This window comes from Corynebacterium sp. KPL1818 (assembly GCF_000478135.1).
Taxonomy (GTDB): domain Bacteria; phylum Actinomycetota; class Actinomycetes; order Mycobacteriales; family Mycobacteriaceae; genus Corynebacterium; species Corynebacterium accolens.
On record NZ_KI515759.1, the window covers coordinates 403,347 to 419,723 of the forward strand.

The following is a 16,377-nucleotide window of genomic DNA, read 5'->3' on the forward strand; positions in this document are numbered from 1 at the left end:
AAAAGTGACCCCAAACTAGCTCACGGGCACGCTGATAAGGCACACTATCTACGTGCATACTCAGAATCTTGCAAATATCCCCTCCCCGCCGCAGGGCGTGGTGTGGCATCTTGGCTCCATTCCAATCCATGCGTATGCGCTGTGCATCATCGCCGGCATCCTCGTGGGCATGTGGATGACGCTGCGGCGATACACGGCTCGGGGCGGCAATCCCGATACCGTGTGGGATGCGACCATCGTCGTCATCCCTGCCGGCATCGTGGGCGGGCGGCTCTATCACGTCATTACGGATAACCAGAAATACTTCTGTGATACCTGCAACCCAGTCGACGCCCTCAAGGTCACCAATGGCGGCCTTGGCATCTGGGGTGCGGTCGCTTTAAGCGCCGTAGCGCTCTGGGTAATGTTCCGGATCAAAAAGATTCCCCTGGCACCGTTTGCGGACGCGGTAGCGCCTGGCCTCATCCTTGCCCAGGGCATCGGCCGGTTGGGCAACTGGTTCAATCAGGAGCTCTACGGCCGGCCGACCGACGTTCCGTGGGCGCTGGATATCTACTACCGCGTCGATGAGGCGGGGGAGTACGCCCCAGTATCCGGGCATTCTACCGGCGAGGTCATCGCTTCGGTGCACCCGACGTTTTTGTATGAGCTCATTTGGAACGTGCTGGTGTGCCTGTTCCTTCTGTGGGCGCACAAGGCATGGAAGCTGGGCCGCGGACGAGTATTCGCCCTCTACGTCGTGGGCTACACGCTGGGCCGCTTCTTTATCGAAGGCATGCGCTCTGATGAAGCCACCGAAATCTTCGGCGTCCGCGTAAACCTCATCGTCTCCGCCGTTGTCTTTATCGCAGGTCTCATCGTCTTTTTCTTGCTGGACAGGCAGCGCAAGGGCCCCGAAACGCCAGAGGAAGTTGACCCGCGGTACTACCGCGATCAGGCGGAAAACGGCGGCGAGGGCGACGAGAAACGCGTGGCAGCCACGCATGCTAACGGCACCTCGGGCACTGCTACCGGCCGGAAATGACCGGTTATGTGTGATCGTGTCCGATTGCCGTAGTTAAGGCGCCAAAAAATTGTGGCCTAGCCGCGCGCGAGGGAGTAGGTTGGGGGTTGTTCAATTTCCCCGATGGAATAGGCCAATAATGCTGGATAGAAGAACCAAAATTGTCTGTACTCTCGGCCCCGCGGTAGCTAGCGGGGACGGAATTTTGCGCCTTGTAGAAGACGGCATGAACGTCGCGCGCCTCAACATGTCGCACGGCGAGCATGCGGACCACGAAGCCAATTACAAGTGGGTCCGCGAAGCCACCGAAAAGACCGGCCGGAACGTAGGTATCTTGGCCGATCTTCAGGGCCCCAAGATCCGCCTTGGCCGGTTTAAGAACGGCGAAGAGCAGTGGGATAACGGCGAGATCGTCCGCATCACCGTGGACGATGTCGAAGGCACCCACGACCGCGTATCCACCACCTACAAGGGCTTGGCACAAGACGCGAAGCCTGGCGATCGCTTGCTTATCGATGACGGCAAGGTCGCCGTCGTCTGCAAGGAAGTAGACGGCAATGACGTGGTGTGTGAGGTCACCGAGGGTGGTCCCGTATCCAATAACAAGGGCGTCTCCCTGCCCGGCATGAGCATTTCTGTGCCGGCCCTGTCTGAGAAGGATATCGAGGACCTGCGCTTTGCCCTGCAGCTCGGCGTGGACTACATCGCGCTGTCCTTCGTGCGTTCGCCTGCCGATGTCGACAAGGTCCACGAGATCATGGACGAGGAAGGCCGCCGCGTGCCGGTCATCGCCAAGCTGGAAAAGCCCGAGGCTGTCGATGCCCTCGAGTCCATCATCTTGGCCTTCGATGCCGTGATGATTGCCCGCGGTGACTTGGGCGTTGAGGTTCCGCTGGAAGAGGTGCCACTCTTCCAGAAGCGCGCTATCCAGATTTCCCGGGAGAACGCCAAGCCGGTCATCGTGGCCACCCAGATGCTGGATTCCATGATCGAGAACTCCCGCCCCACCCGCGCGGAGGCTTCCGACGTGGCCAACGCCGTGCTCGACGGCGCCGATGCGGTGATGCTCTCTGGCGAGACCTCCGTGGGCGCGGATCCGCACAACGTGGTGCGGACCATGTCGCGCATCGTCAAGCGCTCCGAGACTGATGGCCAGGTCCCGCCGCTGGCGCACGTTCCGCGCACCAAGCGCGGCGTGATGTCCTATTCCGCCCGCGATATTGCAGAGCGCCTGAACGCGAAGGCTATCGTTGCCTTCACCTCCTCCGGTGATACCGCAAAGCGCGTCGCCCGCCTGCACTCTGACCTGCCGCTTTTGGTATTTACCCCGGACCAGGACGTGCGCGCCCAGCTGGCGCTTACCTGGGGTGCAGAGACCTTCTTGAGCCCCGACGTCAAGTCCACGGATGAGATGATGGAGGCCATCGATAAGTACCTGCTGGACTTGGACGAGTACGACGAGAATGACTTGGTCGTTGTCGTTGCAGGTACCCCTCCGGGAATCTCCGGCAATACCAACATGATTCAGTGCCACATTTTGGGAGAGACCATCAAGGACTAGCGCACTGAAAAGCCGCCGCGCCCCACACTCCATTGAGAGAGTGGACGCGGCGGATTTTTTATGGTGAGTTAAGCGCCCAGGTACGCCAGCACCGCCGCATGGGCGGCTTGGGTGGAGGCCTTGACCGTCGGCTCATAATCCGGCAGGAAGTTGGCCTGGTGGTTGACCGGGGGATCGGCTAGCTCAGATTCCGGGGTGCACCCTACGTGCCAAAAGACGTACGGCACGCCCCAGGCCTGCGGCAGGTAGCAAAAGTCTTCCGAAGCGGTCGAGGGGGAGGCGGTAACGGATGCTTCACCGAAGGTGGCCGTAAAGGCCTCGTCGATGGGCGAATACGCGGCGGCGTCGTTATCGGTGACCTCGCCGTGCGCGTAGTACTCGAAGGTGGGCTCCTTCTCGCAGCCGGAGGCCACGCATTCTGCCTTCACCATGCGTTCTAGGGAGGAGTAGACCTTCTCCGCCAGGGCTGGATCATAAAAGCGGGTATTGAGCACGAGCTCAGCGGAATCAGGGATGATGTTGTTTTTATCGCCGGAGTGCAGCTCGCCTACGGAGATGACGAAGAACTCGTGCGGGGCCACCTCGCGGCCCACGATGGCCTGGAGCCGGGTGACGATCATCGCCGCGGTATATGTCGGGTCGATGGAGTTATGCGGCATAGAGGCATGGGCGGATTTACCAAAGATGCGGATGCGCAGGGAATCGCAGCCGGCCATAATGGGGCCGGCGGTGTGGCGGACGGTGCCGGCGCGGCCGGGCATGATGTGTTGGCCTAAGCAAATATCGGGGCGTGGCACGCGCTCGGTGAGGTTATCGGCGATCATGTATTTCGCGCCCATGGATGATTCCTCCGCGGGCTGGAACAGGGCGAGGAAGGTGCCGGACCAGGTATCGCGGGAGGCATCGAGAAGCGCACAGGCACCGAGTAGAGCCGTGGTGTGCATGTCGTGCCCGCAGGCGTGCATGTAGTCATTGGTCGAGGAATAGGCCACGCCGGTGGCCTCCTTGACCGGCAGGGCATCGAAATCGGCGCGCATGAGGGCGGTGGGGCCATCGCCGTTGCGGAAAATGGCCACCATACCGTGCCCGCCGATGTTTTCTTCTACCTCGCACTCAAACTCCGCCAATTTGGCGCGGATGCGCGCCGCGGTGCGTTCCTCCTCGTGGGAAAGCTCGGGGTGGCGGTGCAGATCTTCGTAAAAATCGCGCTGCCACGCCAGGTCAGTGTCCGCAGAGTTGACCAGGGAAGCGATGTGTGTGGAATAAGACATAGTTTTCATCCCTTTGGTTAGGGTAGGGTCAGCTATATGCCGACTATTCAATTCGATGTATTGGTTCCAGATGAGCAAGCGGACCGCGTGGAGGAAATTTTCACCACTGCCACCGATAAGCTGGTGGCGGGCGGATCGCTTACCTCCGCCGAGGTTACTCGCCCGGCAGATCCCCAGTTCCCTGAGGGCTTGGAGGAGCAGCTGCAGCAAAATTACCGTGATGAACACGAAGAGCGCGACTTAGAAGGCGCGCACGCCCACCGCTATAACATCGCGGTGGAGGGAGCAACCGGCTCCGTGAACCAGCTGGCCATGGTGCTGTCGCGCTTGCTGACGCCGCACGCCGTATTGCCCAAAGATCACGTGCTGCTGGAAGATGAGTTGGCGCATGAGCGCCCTGCCATCTTTCCGTGGACGGTCGAGATTCGCCGTTAGCCCAGCTGCTTGACGATGCCCCGGGCAGCCCTAGCCAGCTGCTCCGGCATCCCACCTTTTTGATCTAGCTCCGCAGTGAAGTGCTCGGTGTCCTGGTTGATGGCCCCGGCAACGATGCCGACGGGGGTAGAGGACTCCGCCGCCAGGTCCGCGACGGTGCCGACGACCTTGCCGGTTAAGGATTGCTCGTCAAACGCGCCTTCGCCGGTGATGACGAGGTCCGCCTGAGAAATGGCCTCGGCGAGGCCGAGGGCCTTGGCCACATGTGCCCCGCCAGAGACGACGCGGGCGTGTTCATCGGTGCCCCACAGGGTGCGCGAAAGCCAGGTAAGGCCGATGGGGATGCCGCCTGCGGCACCGGTAAATTCCGTTTCCGGATCCGTGCCGGTGACCTTGCACAATTGGAGCAGTGCCCCGGCAAGCAGGGCTATTTGTTCGCCCTCTGCGCCTTTTTGTGGCCCGTACATGGTGGCAGCTTGCATGGCCTTAGCCCGGGTATCGGCCAGGAGTGTGAAATCAACCATGCCCGCTTTGATATTTAATTGCGCGGTATCGATGGAATCGAGCTGCACCAGCGGGGCACCGCCCTTGGGCAGGGCATAGCCGCGTGCATCGTGGGCGGCAGCGCCGAGGGCAGCAAGGATTCCCATGCCACCGTCGATGCTGGCCGTGCCACCGAGGCCGAGCACGATGGAGGTGGCGCCGCGGGATTGGGCATCGGCAAGCAGCACGCCCGTGCCATAAGAATCCGCGTGAAGGGGATCGAGTGCGTCGCGGACCGCGGGCAGCCCGGTGGCGGCGGCGACGTCGATGAAGGCCGTGTGCCCAGCGAGGAAATACTGCGCCTCGGTCAAGCGCCCCACCGCATCAGTTGTGGGAAGGGTAATGGTCTGGGTTTCTTGCCCGCCTGCCGCGGCGGCCTGGGCCAACACCTGGGCGGTGCCTTCGCCGCCATCGGCCATGGGCAAGGTGGTGACGGTGGCGTTGGGGTAGTGCTGGCGGATTCCGTTGGCGATTCCGGCTGCGGCTTCCGTGGCGGAAGCGGTACCTTTAAAAGAGTCAGGCGCGACAACAATATGCATGCCCGCGATTATAAAGCCCACGACCCGTTCGGCGGCTTTTTGCTAGAAATCCGAACGTTCTACAGAAAATATTTACCTTTATCGCCGCAGGTAAAAGCCGGTAAGCGGGGGAGTGAGAAATAATTGTACTTGCATTATCGGTAGATTGATAGGAAACTGGTTTCTGCTAGTCAAACTCCACGAGAATGGGATTTATACACTATGTCTGTTGATAGCCAGATTTCTGAGTACTACGACAAGCTACTCAAGCGCAACGCCGGTGAACCGGAATTCCACCAGGCGGTGTCTGAGGTGCTGGATTCGCTCAAGATCGTCCTGGATAAGGACCCACACTACGCAGACTACGGTCTGGTTGAGCGCCTGTGCGAGCCGGAGCGCCAGCTCATCTTCCGCGTCCCATGGGTTGATGACAATGGCGAGGTGCAGGTCAACCGCGGTTTCCGCGTGCAGTTCAACTCCGCGCTCGGCCCGTACAAGGGTGGCCTGCGGTTCCACCCCTCGGTAAACCTGGGCATTATTAAGTTCTTGGGCTTTGAGCAGATCTTTAAAAACTCCCTGACCGGCCTGCCCATCGGTGGCGGCAAGGGTGGCTCCGACTTTGACCCGAAGGGCAAGTCCGAGCAGGAAGTTATGCGCTTCTGCCAGTCCTTTATGACCGAGCTGCACCGCCACATCGGCGAGTACCGCGACGTTCCTGCCGGCGATATCGGCGTCGGCGGCCGCGAAATCGGCTTCCTCTTCGGCCAATTCCGCCGCCTGACCACCCAGCACGAGTCCGGCGTCCTGACCGGTAAGGGCCTGACCTGGGGCGGTTCCTTGGTGCGTACCGAGGCCACCGGTTTCGGTGCCGTCTACATCACCGAAGAAATGATGAAGACCCACGGCGAGTCCTTCGACGGCGCCAAGGTCATCGTGTCCGGCTCCGGTAACGTGGCCATCTACGCCGCCGCAAAGGCACAGGAACTGGGCGCTACCGTCGTCGCAATGTCTGACTCCTCCGGCTACATCACCACCCCGAATGGTGTGGACGTTGACCTGCTTCGCGATGTCAAGGAAGTCCGCCGCGAGCGCATCTCCACCTACGCCAAGGAAGCTGGCAACGGCGTGGAGTTCCACGAGGGTGGCAATATCTGGGACGTCCAGGCTGATGTTGCACTGCCGTGTGCAACCCAGAACGAGCTCGACGGCGAGTCCGCCAAGAAGCTCGTCGAGGGCGGCGTGCGCTACGTTGCAGAGGGCGCTAACATGCCGTCTACCCCGGATGCGGTACACGTATTCCAAGACTCCAAGATCAACTTCGCGCCCGGCAAGGCTGCTAACGCCGGTGGCGTGGCAACCTCCGCACTGGAGATGCAGCAGAACGCATCCCGCGACTCCTGGTCCTTTGAATACACCGATGACCGCCTGCGCGGCATCATGAGCAACATCTTCAAGAACATCGACAACACGGCCAAGGAATACGACCGTGAAGGCGACTATGTGGCTGGCTCCAATATCGCCGGCTTCAAGAAGGTGGCTGACGCCATGCTGGCACAGGGCGTTATCTAAACTCCGATAACCAACGGCTCCCCATTTCTCCGCATGCGCGGGGAGGTGGGGAGCTTCTGTATTGGTATGGCATGTGCCAGTGCCGCGGGTATGTGGAGGGAAAATGGACTAATCGCACACGGGAAGCGAATCGAACTCGGAGAGCTTGAGCCCTCGTTGCACCGGCCTGAGGATGCAAGGCGCGCCCTCCACACAATGTGGGGTCCTGCGTTGTAGAATTCCCAGCATGTACCGTGTCTTTGAATCCCTTGATGAATTAGTTCAGCATTTGGAGCAGGCTTCTGGCTTTCCCATGACCTCCAATTGCTTGGTCCCCCGCCATGAGATGCTGGCGCTTCTCGATGACCTGCGCAATGCGCTGCCCGTAGAAATCGACGATGCGCAGGACGTTTTAGACAAGCAAGACGAGATTATCCGCGGCGCCGAAGAGCGTGCGGATAACACCATTAATGAGGCGAATGCGCAGGCCACCGATATGGTCAACCAGGCGCGCCAAGAGGCCGATACCACGATCGCGCAGGCAGAAGAACATGCCCAGCGGCTGATGGCAGATGCCGAGGCGCGCGCCCAGTCCACCGTTGAGCAAGCCCGCGCAGATTCAGACCGCACCATTGCTCAGGCCAACGAGGAATACGAGCGCTCGGTGGCCGAGGGCCGCCAGGAACAAGAGCGTTTGGTTTCCGAATCTGAAGTTGTTCGCCGCGCCAACGAAGAAGCCAACCGGATCGTGGAGACCGCATACACCGAATCCAACCGGCTGCGCACGGAGTGCGATGACTTTGTAGATAGCAAGCTCAGCGAATTTGAAAGCTCCCTCAGCGGCCTCTTGCGCACCGTTAATTCCGATCGCTCCGCCTTGCGCGGTGGGGCCGGCGTGCGCTCTCGCGGCGGCGACTACCTGCCGTCCACCAACGCTGGTTCCTCTCGCGGTGGTGCTAGCGCCCCGCGCTATGGCGACGATGACGGTTACGAGCGCCGTTATACCGAGCGCTAAACGCTTAAACTACAAGGCACGACGCTTAAAAAGTCCTGCTGCACGGGGTACATCGCGAAAATCGCGGCACCGTGTAGCAGGACTTATTGTGCCTGTGGGAGTCTAGACCGAGCTGGGCGAGTTGGAGTGGTGCGGCGTGGGGGAGGAGGGGGCATCGGCAAGCGAGGCATCAGCAGTATTCGTAGCGGGGTGTGGGCGCTGGCTCTGGACCGCCACGAAGGCCACGATTCCCGCGCTGACCAGGCCGGGGAAGAGGAAGGTGACCAAGGCCGTGGTGAAGTAGGACGAGAGCGAGGTCATCGAGCCGCTCATAAAGTCTTGGGGGAAGAACATCGCGCTGAGGCTAATGACCGCGCCCGCGGTCAGGAACATGGCGCCGACGCTAAGCAGTGCGCAGGCAAGGGCTTCGCGCGAAAGCCACGTGATGGCGGCGGCGCTGGCCGAAAACACTAGGGCGCCGGTAAGTACTGTGAGGTCGAGTCCGGAAGGGATGACCAAAATCGCGCCGGCGATAAGCCCCGCGCACAAGCTGAGGATGAGGGCGGAGGAAAGGCGCAGGCCCCTGTCGCCGTAGATGCCAGAGTGGTCGGCTTTGGGCAGGCGATGGAGGACTGTCCCAGAGATGACCAAGAAGGTGGCGGGAAGGCAGCACAACACTCCGAATCTAGGAGCGATAGCGCTCAAATCTCCTGAGGTCGCGGCCAAGTGGTAAGTCATGCCTTTAGGCTAAGGCGGCTGCGGCCTGCAGGAAAGGGAAAACCGGCAAGCCATAGCGCTTTATGCCCAAACCTTCAGTTTCTTGCCAGAAAAGCCGCCGTGCCAGCAACTACGCGGAGTTTGCGAGGCAGGGTAGACTACCAACTGTTATGACATCTCCATTGAAGTTCGATGTGGGCGAATTATTAAACGCCCAAGGCGCTGACGCAATGCCGGAACAACGCACCCAGACGGGACCTGCACCGGAAAGGATTGGCGTGGAAATGATCGCCATCCCTAAGGGTGAAGATCTCACCGTTGCCGCGATCCTGACCCCCCTGGGGTCAGGCGTTATGGTTGATGCGGATATCTCGGGCGTTCTCACGGGCGAGTGTGCGCGCTGCTTAAAAGAGCTCCACCCACAGCTGGATTTGCACGTGACCCAGGTCTTTGCCGCCGATGAATCTTTTGTCAGCGGCGATGACGCCGATTCTGATGATGCTGGTTCGGGCGATGAAATCCCGGAAATTGAAGACGATGAGCTGGATCTGCTCCAGGCGGTCATCGATGAAGCAGGCCTGAACCTCCCGTTCGCCCCCGTCTGCGAAGACGGTTGCGATATTCAGACCCCAGAGGGTGTGACCACCGGAATTTCTGGGGAAGAAGAGGAAGAGGAGAAGGTAGACCCGCGCTGGGCAGGTCTGGAGAAGTTCCTATGAGCCGCAAGAAGAAGCTAACCGGGCACGAGGCATGGGAGGCCGCCTTTGCGGCGGTGGACCACAGCCCGCTCTTGGAATCGCTCGGCGTTGCCTTGGAGCCGGAAAACCTGCGCTTGGCGCTTACGCACCGTTCCTTTGCCAATGAAAACGGGCACCTGCCCAATAATGAGCGCCTCGAGTTCTTGGGCGATGCCGTCTTGGGGCTCTCGGTGGCCGCGAAGCTATACGTGACGTATCCATCGCGCCCGGAATCCGATATCTCTAAGATGCGCGCGTCCATTGTCTCGCGCTATGGGCTTTCCGATATCGCGCGTGAGATTAACCTGGGCCCGCATATCTTATTGGGCAAGGGCGAGCAGTCCACCGGTGGGCGCGATAAGGATTCCATCCTTGCGGATACCACCGAGGCGATTTTCGGCGCCATTTACCGCGAGCACGGCTTTGAAACCGCCCGCGATGTCATCCTGCGCCTCTTCGCGGAAAAGATCGATAATGCCTCTGTCAGCGGGCGCCACTTGGACTGGAAGACCACCTTGCAAGAGCTGTGCGCTGAGCTAAAGGCACCGATGCCGGTCTATTCGGCCACCGCCACCGGCCCAGAACACGACCAAACCTTCAGCGCGGTTGCCACCGTCGCTGGGCTGACCGTGGGAAATGGGCAGGGCCACAATAAGAAATTAGCGGAGCAGCAGGCCGCGCAAGAAGCATGCCAAACCCTGCGCGAAACCCCGTTGCTGGTGCAAGGGACCGCTCATAAAGAAGGCTAAATAATGCCAGAACTGCCCGAAGTGGAATCGGTGCGCCGCGGGGTGGAAACCTACGTCGTGGGTAAAGAAATTACATCGGTAGACATTGCGCACCCGCGGGCGAACCGCGGCCAAGATGAACCCCTGGCGGGTCTTGTCGTGGGCAAGGAAATCGCCGCGGTGGCCCGCCGCGGCAAATTCATGTGGCTGGAATTCGTGGGGGAGGACCCGATGGATAGCCACCGCGACGTGCTTTTTATTCACTTAGGCATGTCGGGGCAGCTGCGCATCGGCCACACTGATTCCCCGCACCGCCGCATCACGGTAGTACTTAGCGATGCCACCGAGCTGCACTTCGTGGATCAGCGCACCTTTGGATACTGGCTGTATGCACCTTGGTCCACGATCTCGCATATTGGTTTAGATCCCCTGGAACCCGATTTTGATATCGCCAGCGCCGCGCGCCGCCTGCGGAAGAAGAAAACCGCGGTAAAGACGGCGCTATTGGATCAAACGCTGGTATCTGGAATTGGCAATATCTACGCCGATGAAGCGCTGTGGACAGCGCGCATTTCACCGCGCAAGAAGGCTTCGGCGCTGCGGCAGAAAGATGCCGTGGCGCTATTGAGCGCGGCACAGACCGTGATGTCTGCCGCCCTCAAAGCGGGGGGAACGAGCTTTGATTCTTTGTACGTCAACGTCAACGGTGAATCCGGCTATTTTGCGCGCTCACTTGCGGCCTATGGCCGCGCTGGCCAGCCATGTTCCCGCTGCGGCACGCTCATTGAGCGAAGTGTTATCGGTGGCCGCTCGAGCCATTATTGCCCCCACTGCCAATAGGGCTTTACCTGTGAGGTTCACGTTGTGCACCTTCAGGCAGTAAATTAATCCGCATGGAATTTCTCGAAAATGTCGTCACGACATTTAACGATGGCGTGTGGACATACATCCTGCCCTGGCTGCTCATTGGAGCGGGCCTTCTATTCGGTGCGCGCACCGCAGTGGTGCAGATCCGTAAGGTGCCCGATATGCTGCGCGCTGTGGTCGAGCGCCCCAAAACCGACGATGAGGATGAGGGCGCAGGAAGCGGGGGAATCTCCGCATTTAAGGCATTTACCATCTCTGCTGCCTCGCGCGTGGGCACCGGCAACGTGGCCGGCGTCGCGGTGGCCATTTCGCTGGGCGGTCCTGGTGCCGTCTTCTGGATGTGGATCATCGCCCTCCTCGGCGGCGCTACCGCTTTTGTGGAATCCACCCTGGCGCAGCTGTGGAAGGTCCGCAATGGCGATACGTACCGCGGCGGGCCGGCCTATTACATGAAGCGCGGGGTGGGCTGGGGCCCGCTCGGCGTTCTTTTCTCTATCGCCATCGTCTTTACCTTCGGCTTGGTCTATAACTCCTTCCAGACCAACGCCATCGCAGAGGCCCTAGCCTTTTCCTTCGACCGCGAAGACGATGCCACCTTTGGGTCCATCATTGGCATCATCATCGCGATTGCCGCGGGCCTCATCATTTTTGGCGGCGTAAAGCGCATTGCCAATATCACCCAGGTGGTCGTTCCGTTTATGGCCCTGGCGTACCTGCTCATCGGCGGCTTCGTGGTCATTACGAACTTTGACAAGGTCCCGGGCATGCTGGGCGATATCATCGGCCACGCGCTCGGCTTTAAGGAAATCGCCGGCGCGGGCATCGGCGCCGCGATGATGAAGGGCATCCAGCGCGGCCTGTTTTCCAATGAGGCCGGCGAGGGTTCTGCTCCTAACGCGGCGGCGACGGCCACCGTTTCCCACCCGGTCAAGCAGGGTCTGGTGCAGACCTTGGGCGTGTACTTCGACACCATCGTAGTCTGTACCATTACCGCCTTCCTGATCTTGCTCGGCCCGGAGGTGGCCTACGGCGAAGAGGCCGAGGGCGTTTCCCTTACCCAGGCGGCCTTGTCCGCCGAGGTTGGCCACTGGGGCATTCACTTCGTCAGCTTCATCTTGTTCTTCCTGGCCTTTTCTTCCATCTTGGGCAATTACTACTTGGCAGAGGCCAACCTGGAATACCTCACCACCAATAAAACGGTGCTCAATACCTTCCGCCTTGTGGTGCTGTTCTTCGTCTGGTTCGGCGCAGTAGGCTCCCTGCCATTGGTCTTCGCCCTGGCGGATACCGGTGCGGCGACGATGGTGATCCTGAATATCATCGCCATTGTTCCGCTATCCGGCGTGGCCATTCAATTGTTAAAGAACTTCAACGAGCAGCGCAGTAAGGGCATCGATCCGGTCTTCCACCGCGATATGCTTCCCGATGTCCCCGGTGTGGAGTGCTGGGACGGTTCTGACCCCGTGACTCGCCGCAGCGATGCGGACCGCAAAATCTTGCGCGATCGCGGCGAAGCCGATCGCTACTAATAAGGAAGGTGCAGTGGCATGGAAAGAATGACGGCTTTTGTGCACGGTACCGTGCAGGGTGTGGGCTTTCGCTGGTGGACGCGGTCGCGCGCACTGGAATTAGGCCTTTCTGGGCATGCGACCAACCTGGCAGACGGCCGCGTGCAGGTTGTTGCTGAGGGCCCGCGCAAAGACTGCGAGAAGCTCTTGGAACTATTGCAGGAGCAACCGAGCACTACCCGCCGCCCCGGAAGCGTCGATCTCGTGGTCGAGCAGTGGGCGGACGCAAAGGGCGAAAGCGGCTTTGTTGAGCGCTAATAGCCAACCCAATGCTTGCTGCAGCTCGTGTCTTAAAGGCTTGCTACACTATCCCAAATGCACCTGAAATCGCTGACGCTCAAAGGCTTTAAGTCATTCGCGTCGGCGACGTCTCTCAAATTTGAGCCGGGCATCTGCGCCGTCGTCGGCCCGAACGGTTCCGGTAAGTCCAACGTGGTCGATGCCCTTGCCTGGGTCATGGGAGAGGCCAGCGCGAAAACCCTGCGCGGCGGCAAGATGCAAGACGTCATCTTCGCCGGGGCAGGCGACCGCAAGCAATTAGGCCGGGCCGAGGTCACGCTCACCATCGATAATGCCGATGGTGCGCTGCCCATCGAGTACTCCGAGGTATCCGTTACCCGCCGCATGTTCCGCGATGGCGCGAGCGAATACGAAATCAACGGGGCAAAGGCCCGGTTGATGGATATCCAGGAGCTGCTTTCTGATTCCGGCATTGGCCGGGAAATGCACATCATCGTGGGGCAGGGCAAGCTTTCTGAAATCCTGGAATCGCGCCCCGAGGATCGCCGCTCCTATATCGAGGAGGCTGCAGGCGTCCTCAAACACCGCCGCCGCAAAGAAAAGGCCCAGCGCAAGCTGACGGGCATGCAGGCCAATTTGGACCGCCTGCAGGATTTGACCGATGAGCTGGGAAAACAGCTCAAGCCCTTGGCGCGGCAGGCAGAAGCCGCCCAGCGCGCGGCAACAGTGCAGGCGGATGTGCGCGATGCGCGCCTGCGCCTGGCCGGAGATCGCATCGTCGGCCTGCGGCAGAAGCTTTCCGCTGCCGAGCAGACCGCGACGGCCCTATCCACCCAGGTGGAAGAGACCACGGCGCAGCTCGAAGAGGCGACCGAGCACCAAATGGAGCTGGAAACCCAGCTAGAGGAGGTCAATCCGCAGGCAGAATCCGCCCAGAAGTTGTGGTTTGATCTCTCCACCTTGTCCGAGCGCATTGCGGCGACCCAGCGCATCGCGGAGGAGCGGGCGGATAATGCCGGGTCCCAGGTCGCTTATGCCGGCCAGGATCCGGATGATTTAGAGGCCAAGGCAGCGCGCGCGGACGAGGAGCACGAGGAACTCCTGGTGGCGGCAGAAGAAGCTGCGGAGCGGTTAGAAAGCATCCGGGAGGAAGTGGCGGAGCGTCGGCAAGCGTTCGAGGCCGCCGAGCACGAACATATGGCGCAGGTGCGCGCTATTGCGGACCGCCGCGAGGGCGTGGTGCGCCTTTTTGCCGCCGAGGAAAAGGCGGCGGGGCAGGTAGCCAGCACGGAAGAGGAGTTGGCGCGGCAGGAAGAGGCCGTGGCTTCGCTGCAGCGCCGCACCCAGAATGCGCAGGCAGAAGCCGCTGAGGTAGCGCAGAAGTTGGATAATTATGCCGCGGAGCGCCAGCCTTTGGAGGAGGCGCATACGCGGGCTGCCAGCGAGTCCGGTGCGGCCGATAAGCGCTTGGAGCAGCTCCGCGATGCCCAGCGCGAGCGCGAGCGCAGTGTCTATACGCTGCGGTCCCGCATCGATACGCTGTCCCAGACCATCCCCGAGTCGGTCGAGGTGGGCGAAGAATTCCAGCCATTGGCCGCGTATATTTCCACCACCTATGAATCGGCGGTTGCGGCCGCGTTGGGCACCTTTGCGGAGGCGCAGGCAGGGCAGTTGACCGAGGGCTTGATTGCGGATTTGGAGAAGGGCCCGCGCTCAGCGCTGCTGGATGCGGCGGCGGCAGCGCCTGCGAGCTCGTGGCGCGTCGATGCCGATCTGCCGCCGCAGACCTCCTGGTTGCTGGATCACGTCACGGTACAGCCTGAGGTTTCGGCGGCGTTGCACAGGCTGCTTGCCGATGTCGTCCTCGTCCCCGATATTGCCCACGGCCGGCGCCTCGTGTCCGACGATCCGCGCTTGCGCGCCGTGACCGCGTCCGGGGTTGTCATCGGCGAAGGCTGGGTCGAGGTCGGCACCGGCTCCTCGTCCACGGTGGAGGTCACCGCCCGCATCGCGGAGGCTGAAGAAGAACTAGAGCAGGCAAATCAAGCCCTGCATGAGCTTTCCGGCACCCTGGAGGGGGCAAAGATTGCCGCCGAAGATGCCCGCGTGACGGCCGCGTCCGCCAAGGCCGCGTTGCGGGAGCACGATACCGAAGTCGATGCCTGGAAGCGCGATCATCACCGCCTGGAGAAGCAGTACGAGGCGAATAAGGCGGAGCTGGAAAAATCCGCGCAGCGCGCCACTGAGATCGAGATCCGGCTGCAGAAAGCCAACCAGGAGCTTGCCGATGCCCGCGATAGGCTCGCCCGCGTCGACGCCGACGATCAACCAGACGAGCCCTCGTCCGCCGATAGGGACGCCGCCTCGGCCGCGCTGGAAGAGGTAAAGTCCATGGAAATGGAGGCCCAAGTCGCGGCCCGATCGGCGCAAGAGCGCGTGGGCCAAGTTGCCGGCAAGGCCGATAATTTACGGCGTCAGGCCCAACACGAACGCCAGGCGAAGGCCCGCCATGAACAGGCCATGGCTCGCCGCAAGGCGCAGGGGCAATTGGCATCGGCAGTGGCGCGACACGCACAGGATTTGGCCGCGCGGGCGAACCAGCTTTTAAGCCGCGCCACCTCCGAGCGCGATGAGTTTTTGCACGAGCGCAACTCCTTAAATTCCCAATTGCAGCAAGCCAAGCAGGCGGTATCGGCCGCACGCCAAAATAGCGACCGGCTAACCGCGCGGGCGCATGAAACAGAACTGGCCCGCTCGCAGGCGCAGGTGCGCCTGGATGAAGCCGAGAAAAAGATTGGCGAACAGCTGGGCATTGCCATCGCTGACCTCTTGCGCGATTTCACCCCGGGCGAAGATTTCGACCGCAGCGCCGAAAAGTCGCGGCTGCAGCAGGCAGAAAAGGATCTGAACTCGCTGGGCAAGGTCAACCCCTTGGCCTTGGAAGAATATAAGGCGCTGGAAGAGCGATACAGCTACCTGTCCACGCAGCTCGATGACGTCATCCAAGCCCGCAAGGACCTCGCCGGGGTAATTTCGGACGTGGATAAGCAGATCCTGCAGCTCTTTACCGATGCCTGGCGGGATGTGGAAGCGGAATTTCCCAAGGTATTCAACACCCTCTTCCCGGGTGGGGAGGGCCGGTTAATCCTTACCGAGCCCGAAGACATGCTCACCACCGGCATTGAGGTCGAAGCCCGGCCGCCAGGCAAGAAGGTCAAGCGCCTATCGCTGCTTTCCGGCGGCGAAAAATCCCTTACCGCACTGGCCATGCTCGTGGCGATCTTCCGCGCGCGCCCCAGCCCGTTCTACGTCATGGATGAGGTCGAGGCAGCGCTTGATGATGTCAACCTGCGCCGGCTCATCGCCCTATTCGAGGAATTGCGGAAGGATTCCCAGCTCATCGTCATCACGCACCAAAAGCCCACCATGGATGTGGCCAATGTCCTCTATGGCGTAACCATGCGCGGCGATGGCATCACCCGGGTCATCTCCCAGCGCATGAATCCAGCCGGGCTCGCGCCGGGAGCCGAGCAAGCAAGCCGGGATGCGACGCGGCTTGGGGTTGATGCGCCGCACTCAGGTGGTACGCCGCAGTCAACGGAATAGAAGTTTTCGCCTCCCTTTTGTGCCGCAAGCCCGAAAGGCTG

At 61.0% G+C, this 16,377-nt stretch carries 14 protein-coding genes; 11 read left to right on the forward strand and 3 right to left on the reverse strand.

What is annotated here, in order from left to right; all coding sequences use genetic code 11:
• Positions 1 to 52 precede the first annotated feature (52 nt).
• Together lgt and pyk are read left to right on the forward strand one after the other, a co-directional pair.
• Positions 53 to 1,024, forward strand: a complete 972-nt coding sequence (lgt, locus tag HMPREF1261_RS07640; protein WP_023030530.1) for a prolipoprotein diacylglyceryl transferase — start codon at positions 53 to 55, stop codon at positions 1,022 to 1,024.
• Positions 1,025 to 1,145: 121 nt separating this feature from the next.
• Positions 1,146 to 2,564 (forward strand): pyruvate kinase, encoded by a 1,419-nt coding sequence (gene pyk / locus HMPREF1261_RS07645; protein ID WP_175279200.1) that lies wholly within the window; start codon positions 1,146 to 1,148, stop codon positions 2,562 to 2,564.
• A gap of 68 nt (positions 2,565 to 2,632) precedes the next feature.
• Here pyk and HMPREF1261_RS07650 read toward each other — a convergent pair whose 3' ends face one another.
• Positions 2,633 to 3,835 carry an amidohydrolase gene (locus HMPREF1261_RS07650; RefSeq protein WP_023030531.1) on the reverse strand — a complete coding sequence of 401 codons (1,203 nt, stop codon included), beginning with the start codon at positions 3,833 to 3,835 and terminating at the stop codon, positions 2,633 to 2,635.
• A gap of 36 nt (positions 3,836 to 3,871) precedes the next feature.
• On the opposite strand from HMPREF1261_RS07650, the gene HMPREF1261_RS07655 reads away from it, so the two are divergent.
• The gene (locus tag HMPREF1261_RS07655) at positions 3,872 to 4,270 is read left to right on the forward strand and encodes a hypothetical protein (protein ID WP_023030532.1); all 399 of its coding nucleotides are present in this window, start codon (positions 3,872 to 3,874) and stop codon (positions 4,268 to 4,270) included.
• On the opposite strand, the gene HMPREF1261_RS07660 is transcribed toward HMPREF1261_RS07655, so the two are convergent.
• Positions 4,267 to 5,352 carry a glycerate kinase gene (locus tag HMPREF1261_RS07660; RefSeq protein WP_034658267.1) on the reverse strand — a complete coding sequence of 362 codons (1,086 nt, stop codon included), beginning with the start codon at positions 5,350 to 5,352 and terminating at the stop codon, positions 4,267 to 4,269. The two genes, HMPREF1261_RS07655 and HMPREF1261_RS07660, sit on opposite strands and share 4 nt — an antisense overlap.
• Positions 5,353 to 5,553: 201 nt before the next feature.
• Here HMPREF1261_RS07660 and gdhA point away from each other — a divergent pair, with 201 nt between their 5' ends.
• Together gdhA and HMPREF1261_RS07670 are read left to right on the forward strand one after the other, a co-directional pair.
• On the forward strand, positions 5,554 to 6,900 hold the full coding sequence (gene gdhA, locus HMPREF1261_RS07665; RefSeq protein WP_023022958.1) for an NADP-specific glutamate dehydrogenase: 1,347 nt from the start codon (positions 5,554 to 5,556) through the stop codon (positions 6,898 to 6,900).
• Between the two features lie 226 nt (positions 6,901 to 7,126).
• Positions 7,127 to 7,894: a DivIVA domain-containing protein gene (locus HMPREF1261_RS07670; RefSeq protein WP_023030534.1), complete on the forward strand. Its 768-nt coding sequence runs from the start codon at positions 7,127 to 7,129 to the stop codon at positions 7,892 to 7,894.
• A 102-nt stretch (positions 7,895 to 7,996) separates the two neighbouring features.
• On the opposite strand, the gene HMPREF1261_RS07675 is transcribed toward HMPREF1261_RS07670, so the two are convergent.
• Positions 7,997 to 8,611, reverse strand: coding sequence for a hypothetical protein (locus HMPREF1261_RS07675; RefSeq protein ID WP_005283706.1), 615 nt, complete (start codon positions 8,609 to 8,611; stop codon positions 7,997 to 7,999).
• Between the two features lie 149 nt (positions 8,612 to 8,760).
• Here HMPREF1261_RS07675 and HMPREF1261_RS07680 point away from each other — a divergent pair, with 149 nt between their 5' ends.
• Genes HMPREF1261_RS07680 through smc form a run of 6 tightly spaced genes read left to right on the forward strand, consistent with a single transcriptional unit; the run spans position 8,761 to position 16,336 of the window.
• On the forward strand, positions 8,761 to 9,309 hold the full coding sequence (locus HMPREF1261_RS07680) for a DUF177 domain-containing protein (RefSeq protein WP_023030535.1): 549 nt from the start codon (positions 8,761 to 8,763) through the stop codon (positions 9,307 to 9,309).
• Complete coding sequence (gene rnc, locus HMPREF1261_RS07685; protein WP_005278587.1) at positions 9,306 to 10,076, forward strand: ribonuclease III; 771 nt, start codon at positions 9,306 to 9,308, stop codon at positions 10,074 to 10,076. Before HMPREF1261_RS07680 ends, rnc begins: the two co-directional genes overlap by 4 nt.
• Positions 10,077 to 10,079: 3 nt before the next feature.
• The gene (gene mutM, locus HMPREF1261_RS07690) at positions 10,080 to 10,895 is read left to right on the forward strand and encodes a bifunctional DNA-formamidopyrimidine glycosylase/DNA-(apurinic or apyrimidinic site) lyase (protein WP_023030536.1); all 816 of its coding nucleotides are present in this window, start codon (positions 10,080 to 10,082) and stop codon (positions 10,893 to 10,895) included.
• A gap of 53 nt (positions 10,896 to 10,948) precedes the next feature.
• Positions 10,949 to 12,451 (forward strand): sodium:alanine symporter family protein, encoded by a 1,503-nt coding sequence (locus HMPREF1261_RS07695; RefSeq protein WP_023030537.1) that lies wholly within the window; start codon positions 10,949 to 10,951, stop codon positions 12,449 to 12,451.
• Between the two features lie 18 nt (positions 12,452 to 12,469).
• Positions 12,470 to 12,748, forward strand: a complete 279-nt coding sequence (locus HMPREF1261_RS07700) for an acylphosphatase (protein WP_005278595.1) — start codon at positions 12,470 to 12,472, stop codon at positions 12,746 to 12,748.
• Between the two features lie 57 nt (positions 12,749 to 12,805).
• A complete protein-coding gene (gene smc, locus HMPREF1261_RS07705; protein ID WP_023030538.1) occupies positions 12,806 to 16,336 on the forward strand; it encodes a chromosome segregation protein SMC in 3,531 nt (1,176 codons plus the stop codon).
• Positions 16,337 to 16,377: the final 41 nt, after the last annotated feature.

Bases quoted from the DNA above. Each gene is read 5' to 3' on its own strand.
- HMPREF1261_RS07650 (WP_023030531.1), bottom strand. From the start codon at position 3,835: ATGTCTTATTCCACACACATCGCTTCCCTGGTCAACTCTGCGGACACT.
- HMPREF1261_RS07655 (WP_023030532.1), top strand. From the start codon at position 3,872: ATGCCGACTATTCAATTCGATGTATTGGTTCCAGATGAGCAAGCGGAC.
- HMPREF1261_RS07660 (WP_034658267.1), bottom strand. From the start codon at position 5,352: ATGCATATTGTTGTCGCGCCTGACTCTTTTAAAGGTACCGCTTCCGCC.
- gdhA (WP_023022958.1), top strand. From the start codon at position 5,554: ATGTCTGTTGATAGCCAGATTTCTGAGTACTACGACAAGCTACTCAAG.
- HMPREF1261_RS07670 (WP_023030534.1), top strand. From the start codon at position 7,127: ATGTACCGTGTCTTTGAATCCCTTGATGAATTAGTTCAGCATTTGGAG.
- HMPREF1261_RS07675 (WP_005283706.1), bottom strand. From the start codon at position 8,611: ATGACTTACCACTTGGCCGCGACCTCAGGAGATTTGAGCGCTATCGCT.
- HMPREF1261_RS07680 (WP_023030535.1), top strand. From the start codon at position 8,761: ATGACATCTCCATTGAAGTTCGATGTGGGCGAATTATTAAACGCCCAA.
- rnc (WP_005278587.1), top strand. From the start codon at position 9,306: ATGAGCCGCAAGAAGAAGCTAACCGGGCACGAGGCATGGGAGGCCGCC.
- mutM (WP_023030536.1), top strand. From the start codon at position 10,080: ATGCCAGAACTGCCCGAAGTGGAATCGGTGCGCCGCGGGGTGGAAACC.
- HMPREF1261_RS07695 (WP_023030537.1), top strand. From the start codon at position 10,949: ATGGAATTTCTCGAAAATGTCGTCACGACATTTAACGATGGCGTGTGG.
- HMPREF1261_RS07700 (WP_005278595.1), top strand. From the start codon at position 12,470: ATGGAAAGAATGACGGCTTTTGTGCACGGTACCGTGCAGGGTGTGGGC.
- smc (WP_023030538.1), top strand. From the start codon at position 12,806: ATGCACCTGAAATCGCTGACGCTCAAAGGCTTTAAGTCATTCGCGTCG.